The sequence below is a fragment of the Kribbella sp. NPDC000426 genome, assembly GCF_040300265.1.
GTDB lineage: Bacteria > Actinomycetota > Actinomycetes > Propionibacteriales > Kribbellaceae > Kribbella.
Map to the genome: position 1 here is coordinate 1,443,329 of NZ_JBEPDK010000001.1, position 12,957 is coordinate 1,456,285.

Genomic DNA, 12,957 nt, shown 5'->3' on the forward strand with positions numbered 1-12,957 from the left:
CGACTAGACCGGCGGTGTTGCGGCGCGAGCGAGGCTGTCCTCGATGCGCTGCAGCACGACCAGCGCCTCGGCCTGCTCAGCAGGCGTCAGATCGCCGACAGCACTCTCTTCCAGCCGGGCCCAGATGCGCTCGACCTCGTGCCGCACCGACTGACTGGCCGGGGTGGCCTCAACGACAGTCGCCCGCTTGTCAGTAGTACTCGGCTTGACCCGCACGAACCCGGCCTGCTCCAGCCGCCGGACAGTCCGCGTCATCGTGGCCGAGTCCGAGCCGAGCGTCCGGACGAGCTCGGTCTGACTCTGCGGACCGCGCTCCCACAACTGCATCATCACCAGCTCCTGCCCCAGCCGCAGTCCGACGCGACGCAGGAGTTGAGCGGCGATCATCCGATGCAGACGGGCCACTCGGACGATGGCATTGGTCAACGGTTCCGCCGGCATCGACGCGGGGTGAGTATCCACCTCACCGAGCATAGCTGTTCAGGCAGCCATTAGCGGCGCCACCCCACTCCGAAGGACTTTCCGCAGGTAGAAGAACCATGTGTGAGCTGGATCACAGCGAGCATTGGAATCACCTCAGTCAATTACCTGTTCAAACAGGTATGCCTACTGCATTCGACTCCCACCAGCTGGGCGGCAAGCGCCTGGCCAACCGCATCGCGATGGCCCCGATGACCCGCAGCCGTGCGTACGGCCCCGGCGCCAGCCCGACGCCGCTGACCGCGGAGTACTACGCACAGCGCGCCGGCGCCGGCCTGATCGTCACCGAGGGCACCCAGCCGTCGCCGGTCGGCCAGGGCTACCCCGACACCCCAGGTCTGCACACCGCCGGACAGATCGCAGCCTGGCGAACGGTGACCGACGCCGTACACCAGGCCGACGGCGTGATCTACGCACAACTCCTGCATACGGGCAGAATCGGGCACCCGAGCCTGCTCCCGGCCGGCCTGCATCCCGTCGCTCCCTCGGCAGTTGCCGCCCGCGGACAGGTATTCACCCATGACGGACCCCAGGACTTCGTCACGCCGAAGCAACTGACCGGTCCGGAGATCGGCCGCACGATCGACGACTACGTGGCCGCCGCACGCAACGCGATGGCCGCCGGATTCGACGGCGTCGAACTGCACGGCGGCAACGGATACCTCATCCACCAGTTCCTCGCGCCGAACACCAACCGCCGCACCGACAGCTGGGGCGGTTCGGCCCAGCGACGCGTCAGCTTCGCCGTCGAGCTGGCGACCGCGGTAGCCGACGCGATCGGCGCCGAGAACCTCGGCTTCCGCATCTCGCCCGGCGTCCCGAACAACGACATCACCGAAGACGACGCGGAGGCGACGTACGGCGCCCTCGTCGAACGGCTCGCCCCGCTGGGCCTGAGCTACCTGCACCTGATGGAAGGCCCGGACCGCGACCTGACCATCCGCCTGCGCAAACAGTGGCCGTCCACCTTCATCCTCAATCCCCACACTCCCGCGGAACGCACCGGCCCGGACGCGCTGGGACTGATCAGTGACGGTACGGCGGACCTGATCGCCTTCGGCGCGCTGTTCCTCGCCAACCCCGACCTGCCCACCCGCCTCGCCGCGGAAGGCCCGTACAACCGGCCCGACCAGGCCACGTTCTACGGCGGCGATCACCGCGGCTATACCGACTACCCGACACTCGCCGACCACTGAGGAAGGTACTTCGACATGCCCGCAACCTCGTCGTCATCACTCAAGCGATCCAGCTGGGCAGTGCTCGCACTGGCCTGCGTGAGCCAGTTCATGGTGATCCTCGACGCGTCGATCGTGAACGTCGCTTTGCCTTCTGTCCAACGGGATCTGGGCTTCACCGCCACCAGCCTCGCGTGGGTGGTGAACGGCTACCTGCTGACGTTCGCCGGATTCATGTTGCTCGGTGGTCGCGCCGCTGATCTGTTCGGCCAACGCCGGATGTTGGTCGCCGGCCTGTTCCTGTTCTCGGCGTCCAGCCTGCTCGCCGGCCTCGCGTCGGCGCCGGGTGTTCTGGTCGCGGCCCGCGTCGTACAGGGTGTGGGCGCCGCCATGCTGGCCCCGGCGACGCTGGCCGTGCTCAACACCAACTTCACGGCCGAAGGTGAACGTGCCCGGGCGTTCGGAGCCTGGTCCGCCGCGGGCGGGATCGGCGGGATGGCCGGCGCGGTCGCGGGCGGGGCCATCACGACCGGGCTGTCCTGGCGGTGGGTGTTCCTCATCAACGTGCCGATCGGCGCGGCGCTGATCGGTGCAGCCGTGCTGTCGCTGGCCGGCGCGCGGGCGAGCCGACGCGAGCGGCTCGACCTCGTCGGCGCGGTCACCGGGACCGCGGGGCTGGCGGCTCTGATCTACGGCGTCATGCAGTGCGCCGATCACGGCTGGACGTCTGCGTACGTCGTCGTACCGGGCGTCGCAGGCCTTCTCCTGCTCACGATCTTCGTCGTGGTCGAGGCACGGGTCGCCCGGCCGATGATGCCTTTGCGGCTGTTCGCCATCCGGAAAGTGGCCGTCGGCAACGGCATGCTGCTCTTGTTCGGAGCGATCGCGATCGCAATGTGGTACTTCACCTCGCTGTACCTGCAGGACGTCCTCGGCTACAGCGCCCTTCGGTCCGGGCTCGGGCAGACTCCCGCTGCGGTGACCTTCGTGATCGTCGCGCGCCTGGCTGCCGCGTTGCTGCCGCGGACCGGCGTACGAAGGCTGATCCTGGCCGGAAGCAGCTGTTTCCTGATCGGGTTCGGCTGGCTCGCTCAAGCCGGCAGCGGGTACTTCGCGAGCGTGCTCGGCCCGACGCTGCTCATCGCGGTCGGCATCGGGCTGACGTTCCCGACGCTGATGGCCGCAGTGACGGCCGACGTACCCGAGGGTGATGCGGGCGTGGTCGGTGGACTGGCCAACACCGCCAGCCAGGTCGGCGGATCCATCGGCCTGGCGGTGCTGACGACCATCGGCAGCTTCGACTCGGTGTTCCTGGTGGCCGCCGGGCTCGGGGTAGCCATCGCGCTGGTCAGCACGTTGTTGCCGCGGTCAACTGACTGAGCGGATCTGGCGGACCAGTACGCCGGCGAGCACGGTGACCGCGGACGCCAGCAGATAAAGGACCGGGTAGCCGCCGAGGTGCTTCACGATCGGGGCGGCGATCGCGGGCGCGAGGACCTGTGGCAGCGAGTTCGCGATGTTGATGACGCCGAGGTCCTTCGCCCGGTCGCGGGCGCTCGGCAGGACCTGGGTGAGCAGCGCGAAGTCGACCGAGAGGTACACGCCGAACCCTGCGCCGAGGATGATCGCGCCGAGGATCGCCCCCGGCCAGGTCGGCCACACCGCCAGTACGACGCCGGCGACAGCCATCACCCAGCCGGACGCGGTGACGAAGACCTTGCGGCGCTCCGACCGGTCCGACCAGCGGCCGGAAGTGATCGCAGTCGTCAGCACGCACACGCTGTAGATCGCGGTCAGGATGAGTACGGCGGTGTCCGGATCGTCGACGCCGACCTTGTCCTGCAGGTAGTAGAAGAGGTACAGCGTGCCGAGCGCATTGCCCACGTTGAAGAGGAACCGCGTCAGCCATGCCCAGCCGAAGTCCGGATACCGTCGCGGGCTGATCCAGAACCCACGAAGGAAGTCGCGCAGTACGAACGTTGGCCGCTCCACCAGTTGCACGTCATGACTGCGCACCACGTACGGCACCACCGACAACACCAAGAACGCGGCACAGGCGGCGTACCCGAGGGCATAGCTGTCGAAGGCGGCGGCAAGCGCAGTACCGACCAAGGCCCCCAGGACCTGCGAGATCGCCACCCAGCCGCCGACCCCGCCGCGTTGGGCGACCGGGACGCGATCCGGTACGACGGCCGTCGCGGCGGCGAGGAGAGCGTTGCCGAACAGCTGCATCAGGCACCAACCGACGAGCATCAACACGATCAGGTGCGCGCCGGCCAGAATCCCCAACCCGACCGCGCCGCCGACGGCCCCGGCCACCACCCACGGCACCCGCCGGCCGAAGCGCGACGTGGTCCGGTCGGAGATCGCGCCGAACGCCGGGTTCGCGAACACCGAGACCGCCGCACCGACCCCGGTCACCAGCCCGAACACGAACTCCTTGTTGCCCGGAGCAACCGCCTCCGACTGCTTCGCGAGCAGCACCTGGATCGGCCCCAGCCAGGCGGCGAACACCCCGACGTTCGCGAGTACGACGGCCGCCGTCCACCCCGGCCGCACCCGGACGGTCGGCTCCGCCAGCGCGGACGGCACCACCCCCGGCTCGGGAATCATCGCCGGCTCTGAGCGATCAGTTCACGCAGCCAGTGGTACGACGCTTTCGGCGTACGCTCCTGCGTCTCGAAGTCGACGTGCACCAGGCCGAACCGCTGCGAGTACCCGGCGGCCCACTCGAAGTTGTCCATCAGCGACCACTGGAAGTACCCGCGGACGTCGACGCCGTCGTCCATCGCGGCGCGGAGCGACCGCAGATAGCCGTCCAGGTACGAGATCCGCCGCTGGTCGTCGACGACGCCGTCGACGGGCCCGTCGTTGATCGCGCAGCCGTTCTCGGTGATGTAGATCGGCGGCAGGCGGTCGCCGTACCGCTCCTGGAAGATCCGCAGGATCTCGCCGAACGCGTCCGGCACCACCGGCCAGCCGAAGTCCGTGGTCGGGTAACCGGTCAGTGTCCGCGGCTCGAACGGAAGGCCCGGCGGCAACAGCACCCCGTCCGTCGCCGCGGTGTCGGCCTGGCCGGTGGCGACACCGACGGAGACCGGCGCGTAGTGGTTGATGCCGAAGAAGTCGAGCGGCGTCGAGATGATCGCCAGATCGTCGGCGACCGGGCCGGGCATCGCGTCACCCATGCCGTTCGGGTACTCGCCGAGCAGGATCGGGTCGGCGAACAGCCAGTTGATCAGGTTGTCGTACAGCGCGGCCGCTTCCTTGTCCTCGGCGCTGTCACTCGCAGGCCAGGTCGGAGCGTGGTTGCTGGCGATGCCGATCTGGGTGGCGCCGGCGGCTCGGAGCGCCTGCACCGCGCGGCCGTGCGCGAGCAGCTGGTGATGCGCGACAGGCAGCGCGTCGAACAACAACTCCTTGCCGGGAGCGTGTGCGCCGAGCGAGTACCCCATCAGCGTCAGCACCATCGGCTCGTTGACGGTGATCCACATCGGCACGCGGTCCGCGAACCGGGCGCCGAGCAGAGCGGCGTACTCCGCGAAGCGGTCGGTGATGTCGCGGGACAGCCACCCGCCGGCGTCCTCGAGCGGCTGCGGGGTGTCCCAGTGGTACAGCGTCGGCGCCGGCTGGATCCCGGCGCCGAGCAGGGTGTCGATCAGCCGGTCGTAGAAGTCCATTCCGGCGGCGACAGCAGGTCCGGTTCCCGACGGCTGGATGCGCGGCCAGGAGAACGAGAACCGGTAGGTGTCCACCCCGAGCTCCCGCATCAGCGCGACATCCTCGGCGTACCGGTGGTAGTGGTCGCACGCGACCGCGCCGGTGTCGCCGTTCAGGATCTTGCCGGGCTCGGCGCAGAACGTGTCCCAGGTGGAGATGCCGCGGCCGCCCTCGGCCACGGCACCTTCGATCTGGTACGCCGATGTCGAGACCCCCCACCGGAATCCGGGCGGAAACAACAGGTCAGCCGTCATTCGCATCATCCTCATCAGGGGTGGTGTCCTGCGGCCGCGGCGGCTCGACCTTGTGCACGATCACCGCCGTGCCGTACGCCGCGACCTCGCTCATCGTCTGGGCGATCTCGTTGCAGTCGAACCGCATCGCGAGGATGGCGTTCGCGCCCATCTGCTGCGCCATCTGGCACATCCGCATCACCGCGACGTGCCGCGACTCGGCCAGCATCTGGGTGTACTCCGGCACCTCGCCGCCGCCCAGCGACCGGAAGCTCGCGGTGAAGTTCGACCCGAAGTCGCGGCTCCGCACGGTCAGCCCGAACACCTCGCCGAACACCTTGTCCGCGGTGTACCCGGGCAGGTCGTTCATCGTCGAGACCAGCACCGGGTACGGCGAACCCTGCGGCGCGACATGCGGCGCAGGGTTCTGCGCGGGCTGGTAGTTGCCCGGCGCCTGGCCGTACCCGGGCTGCTGCCCGTACCCCTGCGGCGGCGGCCCCTGCTGGTAGCCCGGAGGCGGCCCCTGGTACCCCGGCGGCGGGCCCTGCTGGAAGCCCTGCTGCGGCGGGAACGGCTGGTTCGGAGGAAAGTTCTGGTTCATGCCCTCATCCTGGCATCACCATCTGAACACTTGGAACTCGTACAGCGAATACCCGTAGGAGGTCGCGCGCTGCGTCCCGGTGACCCGGACATACCTCGCCTGGGCCGGCGCGAACCGCACCACGTCCTCGCCGCCGTCCCCGGTCGTCGTCGCGTACACCTGTTGCCACGCCGCCCCATCCCGCGAGACCTCGACCTTGTACGCCTTCCCGTACGCCGTCTCCCAGTCGAGCACCACCCGGCGTACGGTCTGCTCGTTGCCGAGGTCAACCTTCAGCCACTGCGGATCCGACCAGTCGCTCGCCCACCGGGTGCTCGGGTTCCCGTCGACGGCCTGCGCCGGCGGCGAGTTGAACAACCCCTTCTCGTAGCTGCTCGCGGTCGCGGTCTTCCCCGCCGCCAGGTTCGCCACGTCGTCACCACGCCGCGCCGGGAACTCGACCACCTGCTGGTACGTCGGCCGGTTGACCCACGCGATCCGGTCCTGCGTGATGCCGCCCATCGGCTGATGTGCGATCTGGTCCGCGCAGAACTGGTCGCCCGCGGCACAGTCCGCCGTCGCCGGATAGGTCCGGGCGGCCGGCACCTTCGTTGCTGAGAGCAACGTTTCCGTGAGCGTCGCACGACACGCGGCCAGCGACCCGCTACCGCAGTACGTCACCGGCTGAGCTGCCTTCACCGGATCACCGAGGACCTTGCGCAGGTCCCGCTGGACGAAGCCCCACCAGCCGCTCTGGAACGACGAACCCTGCGCGCTCGGGCGCTCGTCGATCTTCAGATTGGCGACCATCGCGTTGTAGAGGTCAGGTCCGAGGTCCTTGAACTCGGCCGGGACCAGCAGCGGCCACCACGCGTCGAGGATGCGGATCGCGTCGGCGTTGTCGTAGGTCTTGGACGACGCGTTCGGGGTCTTGCGGTGGGCGCCGGCCTGCTGCCAGGCGGTCAGCTTGGCGACCGCGTCGGCGACGGCCAGATCGGTGATCGGCGCGGACTTCAGGACTCTGAGCAGGTAAGGCAGGACCTGGTCGCCGCGCAGGTCGACCGTGGCCGCGTCCTCCATCGCTTCGACCAGCTTGCCACGGGTGAACTTCTGCCCGCTGTTGATGACCGCCTTGATCCGGTCGTCGAGCGGCTGGCTGCGGTACACCGCGTTGTAGCCCCATTGCCCGTCCGAAGCGGAGTACCCGGGCGCCTGCTTGTTGTTCCAGCTGGTCAGGTAGTCCTGGTTCACGACCTGCGGATGCTGCGCCGGCGGCGTGTACGTCGCGCGGTTCGTGTCCGGGTTCCAGCCCTGCCACTCGTACGAGCTCCAGGTCGGCAGGTTCGGATCGGCGCCGGCCGCGCGGACCGGGTTGTCGCCGGAGTTGAAGTACGCGATCGAATCCTTGTCGGTGTAGAACCAGTTGAACGTGTACCCGATGTTCGCGGCGGCCTTCTGGAAGTCCGCGGCCGAGTGGATCTTGTCCGGGTCGTTGAACTGCATGAAGCCGAGTGCCGAGCCGGCCTCGTTGCCGTAGGTCGACCTGTTCTTCGTGAACAGCACCGGCTTCCCGCCGACCGTCCCGCGATGGGTGACGATGCCGTACTTGGTGCGCAGGGCAACCAACGTGTACGACCCGGCGGGCTCGGACGAGCCGAGGCTGGCGTACCACGCGTTGTGCCGCTCGAGCCGCTCGATCGGGACACACTGCCCGCGGAACTCGTAGTACTGCGAGTTCTTCGTCGGTGTCCCGCCGTTGGGCTCACACAGCGGTACGGCGAACGTGTCGGTGATGTCCTGACCCGCGGAGGTCGCGCTCCACGAGTAGTCGGGGCCGCGGCCGATCAGCGTGTAGAAGTTCAGGCCGGCGAACGCGATGCCGCGTGAGCTGACACCAGGGCCTTGCAGCTCCTGGCGCATCAGCAGCTGCGGCGCGAAATACCCGGTCTGCGGGCCGTAGACCGCGATCGGGTTGCCGCTCTGGGTGTGGGCGCCGGAGACGACCAGCGCGTTCGACATTCCCTTCTTGCCGAAGCCGTCGGGGAACAGGCCCTTGTCGAAGATCCCCTTCAAGGCGGCGGATCCTGCGGGCGCGGGCTTGGCGGCGGCTGTCTTGTTCGCGGTCTGATCGATCACCTCGGGCTCGGCCGTGACCGAGCCGCGGTCCGGCATCGCGCGGCCGGCCGGGTTCGGACCGGTCGTCCCGTACGGGAACGAGGTGCCGTTGTGCACCGTCGTACTGGCCTCGGGATCGTTCTGCGACCGGAAGGACTCCCAGACTTTGGTGCCCTCGGCAACGCCGTACTTCGCCTGCGCTTCGAGCAATGCGAGCGCCGACGTGACCTCGGAGCCGCCGCCGGTGCCGAAGATGCCCGCGACAACGGCCGCGGTGGCGACCACGTCGGTCACCTTCCAGTGCGGCGTCGGCCACTGCAGGCCGAGGGCGACGTACTCGCCCGGGTACGCGATGCCGACCGTGTCGATGTAGTGGTTGACGCCGTCGACCCAGGCCTGGATGTCCTGCTGCATCTTCACGCCGTCGGCGCCGTACAGGTCGTCGGCGTCGTCGAACTGCCGCTGCAGATCAGCCTCGGTGTACGGCGCGGTCCGCCAGAACTCCTGCTCGAACTCGCGGTTCGCCGCCGCGCCGCCCGCGAACGGGGTCAGCTGGCCGCGACCGAGGTGACGGAACACGTCCATCACGAACAGGCGGTCCTGCGCACCGGCGTACCCGGCGCCGAACATCGTGCCGAGCCGGGTGGTGCCGGTGATGTGCGGGATGCCGCGCGACTTGTCCCGCACGATCGTGACGTCGCTGCGCGGGTGGATCGTGCTCGCGACGTCGTCCGGTTTCACGCCGAACGACGAGTCGTCGTAGTACGGCGCGAGGCCGTCGTCGGTGATGCCTTGCGAGTTCCAGACCAGGTCCTGGTAGGGCTTGACCGTGTCGCTGAAGTGCGCCGGCCGGACGCCCAAAGCCTTGAAAGCAAGGAGATCCGTGAAGGTCGCGTTGCCGTTCTGACCCGGCGGCAGGATGTCGCGACATTGCTCGAGGCAATAATCCGTGGGGGTCGCGGCAACTGCTTGCGGGCTTGCCTGGGTCGGCGCCGGAAGAGCGGCGAGCACGGCGGTGACGGCAGCGACGGCGGTCATGAGGCGAAGGCGGGTTCGGAGTGCGGGGCGGGGCACGGTTCCCTCCTCAGGTCGAGTAAAAGTGAGAATGACTCACCAGTAGCATCGGGGTCAATAACTCACGTCCAGACTCTCGCCAATTGCTGTGCGTGACCACTACTGTCAGCTAGACCATGACAATTCATGAGCGTTATCGCTTGAGTGTGGTGATCAACGCCAAGGGGACGTTCACCCCGCTCGGGGTGTCCCGCAGTTCTGACGGGGTGGCGGAGGCGGTCGCACAGGCATTGCCCGAATTCTTCGTGATGGACGAGCTCGGCGACCGCGCCAGCGAGGCCATCGCACAGGTGACCGGCGCCCAGGCGGGCGCCGTCGTGCACTGCACCGCGGCCGGTGTCACCCTCGCGGTCGCGGCGACCATGACCGGTGGCGACCCCCGGCGTACTGCGGCTTTGCCGGATGCAACGGATATGCACAACCGCGTCGTGCTGCCGGCTTGTCAGGTGATCGACTACGGACACACCAACCTGCAGGGGATCCGGCTCGCCGGCGCGCAGGTCGACCTGGCCGGCGACGAGGACGGTTGCACGATCGCCGAGCTGGAAGAAGAGCTCGACGGGCCGGACGTGGCGTGCTTGATGCTGGTGGCATCGCGGTTGACCCGCGGCGAGCCGATCGACCTCGTCGCCGCGGTCCGCGCCGCGCACCGTCGCGGCGTACCGGCGATCGTCGACGCGGCTGCGCAGTTCCCGCGGATCGCCGACCTGCTGGCGACCGGCGCGGATCTGGTGCTGGTGAGCGGGCAGAAGTACCTCGGCTCGCCGACCGCGGGGCTGGTTGCCGGGAGCTGGCCGCTGGTGCAGGCGCTGCGGGCCCAGGAGAAGGGCATCGGGCGGGTGATGAAGCCGACGAAGGAGGCGATCGTCGGCGTACTCGCGGCCCTCGAGGAGTGGCAGGCGTTCGACCGGGTGAAGTGGGAGGCCGACGAGCTCGCGAAGGTCGACGCGTTCGTCACCGCGGCCTCGCGGATCCCCGACGTCGCCGCTGAGGCCGTCAAGGACCCGACCGGGCTGCAGGTCTCGCGGGTCCTGCTCAAGGTCGCCGACGCGAAGCGCGTCGCGACCGAGCTGGAGGCCGGTACGCCGTCCATCTACGTGATGACGGATCGGACGGACGAGGGCGAACTGATGCTCGAGCTCGTCCCACTGGATGCCGACGAGATCGACACCATCCTGGCCCGCCTCTGGGCCGTCCTCACCTGAGGGCATTACACACGAAACGGTGGGTGGGAAGAGGCTATTGCCTATCCCCACCCACCGTTTGCTGTGTCAGCGTCAGTGCTGGTACGACTTGCGCGGACCGCTGCTTCGGCGCGGACCGCCGCTGCCACCACCGTGACCGCGACCCGGGCGGGTGCTGCCGCCGCCGAAGCGACCGCGGCCGCCCTTGTTGCGCGGCTTCGGCGCCGGGAGCTTCACCGGGTACCCGGACGGCTTGTTGCCGCCGGTCAGCCCGGTCATCACCTCGTCGCCCGGGCGGACCCGGACCGGCTCGACGTCGACACCGGCCGACTCGGCCAGCCGGACCATCCCACGCCGCTGGTGCGGCAGCACGAGGGTCACGACCGCGCCCTCGCCGCCGGCCCGCGCCGTACGGCCGGCACGGTGCAGGTAGTCCTTGTGGTCGGCCGCCGGGTCGGCCTGGACGACCAGACCGACGTTGTCGACGTGGATACCGCGAGCCGCGACATCCGTTGCCACCAGCACCGGAACCGAGCCGTCCTTGAACTGCTCGAGCGTCCGGTTGCGGGCGCCCTGGGTCAGGCCGCCGTGCAGGGCCGCGGCCATCACGCCGCGGTCGCGCAGCTGGGTGGCGACGCGGTCGGCGCCCAGCTTGGTGCGGACGAACACGATCGTCCGGCCGTCGCGGCTGGCCAGCTCGGCCGTCAGCGACTGCTTGTGCGCCGGCTCGATCACCAGCAGGTGGTGCTCCATCGTGGTGACGGTGGCCTGGCCGGACTCGGTCGAGTGCGTGACCGGGTCCTTCAGGTACGTCCGCACGATCGTGTCGACGTCGTTGTCCAGCGTCGCCGAGAACAGCAGCCGCTGCCCTTCCGGCGGCGTCATGTCCAGCAGCGTGGTGACAGCCGGCATGAAGCCCATGTCGCACATGTGGTCGGCCTCGTCGAGCACCGCGATCTCCACGGCGCCGAGGTCGGCCGCACCCTGCTCGCACAGGTCGATCAGGCGGCCCGGGGTGGCGATCAGCAGGTCGACGCCACGACGGAGCGCCTCGATCTGCTTCGGGTACGGAAGACCGCCGGCGATCAGCTTGAGCGACACGTTCATCACGTGCGCGAGCGGCTCGAGGGCGTCGTGCACCTGCATCGCGAGCTCACGGGTCGGGACCAGGATCATCCCGCGCGGGCGGCGCGACTCGGTGTGGCCGCCGGCCAGGCGCATCAGCGTCGGGAGCCCGAAGCCGAGGGTCTTGCCGGAACCGGTCTGACCGCGGCCAAGTACGTCCTTGCCGGCCAGCGCGTCCGGGATGGTCGCGGCCTGGATCGGGAACGGCGCGGTGATGCCGTCGCGGGCCAGCCGCTGCACCAGCCGCGGCGCGATCCCGAGCGCGGCAAACTGGTTGTCATCGGCAACAGTGCCGAGGTCTTCCGGCTGCGGCTCGAACTCGCCCCGCCGTGCCTCCTGCGAAGCACGCCGGGCGAACGGCTTGTCGTCGCGGCGGTACGACGAACGGTCGTCGCGCTGGTACGACGGACGCTCGCTGCGCTCGAACCGGGGACGCTCGTCGCGGTCGAACCGCGGCTTGTCGTCGCGCCGGAACTGCGGCCGGTCACCACGGTCGTCGCGGCGCTCGGTGCGCTCCGGACGGCTGTACTGCGGCTTGTCGCCACGGCTGTCCCGGCTGTCGCGGCTGTCACGGTTGTACTGCGGGCGGTCGTCACGGTTGTAGCGCGGCCGCTCATCCCGGTTGTACTGCGAGCGGTCGTCACGACGCGGCGCCGGACGGTCGTCCCGGTTGTACTGCGGACGGTCGTCGCGGTTGCGGTTCTCGTAGCGCGGACGCTCGTCGCGGTTGCGGTCGTCGGCGCGGTCGTAGCTGCGCTGGCCGCGGTCCGGGCGGGGCTGCTCGGAGCGGTAGCCCTTGACCGGCGCGCGGTCCTCGCGCGGTGCCTCGTAGGAGGCGTTCGCGGCGAGGCGTTCGCCGTACGACTGGTTCTGGTACTTCTTGTGCCGGGGCTTCTTGGCCCGCCCGTCGGCGGACTCGGAATCGTGCTGGTGGTGCTGGGTCACGCAAACTCTCTCTCGGATTCACGGACGAATGGCGCCGGATCGCAGCCGCAGCGAAGCTCCGGTCACGAATCATGACCGGACAACGTGCTCAGCAGGAGACGGGCATCGACCTGCGGGTGCTATCGCGTTGCACCCATGTCGCCGGGTCCTCGGCGGATGCCGAAACCGACGGGTCGGAGCGCCTGGGAACATCTCTGGTGACGCGACGCGCGCACCGACACCATAAAAGTATAACCGATCGTGACCGCCACCCTGACCACGTCGCCGGCGACCAGACCACCGACCCGACTGGTGCTCCCGGCACCCACCCGGAACAGTTCAAGCGA

Annotated in this window: 9 protein-coding genes; 3 read left to right on the plus strand and 6 right to left on the minus strand. The window is 69.1% G+C overall.

Annotated features, from left to right (window positions below):
- Positions 1 to 3 precede the first annotated feature (3 nt).
- Positions 4 to 462, minus strand: a complete 459-nt coding sequence (locus ABT313_RS07000; RefSeq protein WP_350849533.1) for a MarR family winged helix-turn-helix transcriptional regulator — start codon at positions 460 to 462, stop codon at positions 4 to 6.
- Between the two features lie 140 nt (positions 463 to 602).
- On the opposite strand from ABT313_RS07000, the gene ABT313_RS07005 reads away from it, so the two are divergent.
- Both ABT313_RS07005 and ABT313_RS07010 read left to right on the plus strand, forming a co-directional pair.
- On the plus strand, positions 603 to 1,676 hold the full coding sequence (locus ABT313_RS07005) for an alkene reductase (protein ID WP_350849535.1): 1,074 nt from the start codon (positions 603 to 605) through the stop codon (positions 1,674 to 1,676).
- A 15-nt stretch (positions 1,677 to 1,691) separates the two neighbouring features.
- Positions 1,692 to 3,035 (plus strand): DHA2 family efflux MFS transporter permease subunit, encoded by a 1,344-nt coding sequence (locus ABT313_RS07010; protein ID WP_350849537.1) that lies wholly within the window; start codon positions 1,692 to 1,694, stop codon positions 3,033 to 3,035.
- On the opposite strand, the gene ABT313_RS07015 is transcribed toward ABT313_RS07010, so the two are convergent.
- The 4 genes from ABT313_RS07015 to ABT313_RS07030 are packed head-to-tail and all read right to left on the minus strand — an operon-like array spanning position 3,024 to position 9,341.
- Positions 3,024 to 4,268 carry an MFS transporter gene (locus ABT313_RS07015; protein WP_350849539.1) on the minus strand — a complete coding sequence of 415 codons (1,245 nt, stop codon included), beginning with the start codon at positions 4,266 to 4,268 and terminating at the stop codon, positions 3,024 to 3,026. The two genes, ABT313_RS07010 and ABT313_RS07015, sit on opposite strands and share 12 nt — an antisense overlap.
- Complete coding sequence (locus ABT313_RS07020) at positions 4,265 to 5,629, minus strand: GH1 family beta-glucosidase (protein ID WP_350849541.1); 1,365 nt, start codon at positions 5,627 to 5,629, stop codon at positions 4,265 to 4,267. Before ABT313_RS07020 ends, ABT313_RS07015 begins: the two co-directional genes overlap by 4 nt.
- Complete coding sequence (locus ABT313_RS07025; protein ID WP_350849543.1) at positions 5,619 to 6,209, minus strand: YbjQ family protein; 591 nt, start codon at positions 6,207 to 6,209, stop codon at positions 5,619 to 5,621. The genes ABT313_RS07020 and ABT313_RS07025 overlap by 11 nt, the downstream gene beginning before the upstream one ends.
- Positions 6,210 to 6,224: 15 nt before the next feature.
- Positions 6,225 to 9,341 carry a penicillin acylase family protein gene (locus ABT313_RS07030; protein WP_350849545.1) on the minus strand — a complete coding sequence of 1,039 codons (3,117 nt, stop codon included), beginning with the start codon at positions 9,339 to 9,341 and terminating at the stop codon, positions 6,225 to 6,227.
- Between the two features lie 152 nt (positions 9,342 to 9,493).
- On the opposite strand from ABT313_RS07030, the gene ABT313_RS07035 reads away from it, so the two are divergent.
- Positions 9,494 to 10,582 carry an aminotransferase class V-fold PLP-dependent enzyme gene (locus tag ABT313_RS07035; protein WP_350849547.1) on the plus strand — a complete coding sequence of 363 codons (1,089 nt, stop codon included), beginning with the start codon at positions 9,494 to 9,496 and terminating at the stop codon, positions 10,580 to 10,582.
- Positions 10,583 to 10,654: 72 nt separating this feature from the next.
- On the opposite strand, the gene ABT313_RS07040 is transcribed toward ABT313_RS07035, so the two are convergent.
- A complete protein-coding gene (locus ABT313_RS07040) occupies positions 10,655 to 12,631 on the minus strand; it encodes a DEAD/DEAH box helicase (protein ID WP_350849549.1) in 1,977 nt (658 codons plus the stop codon).
- Between the last annotated feature and the right edge of the window lie 326 nt (positions 12,632 to 12,957).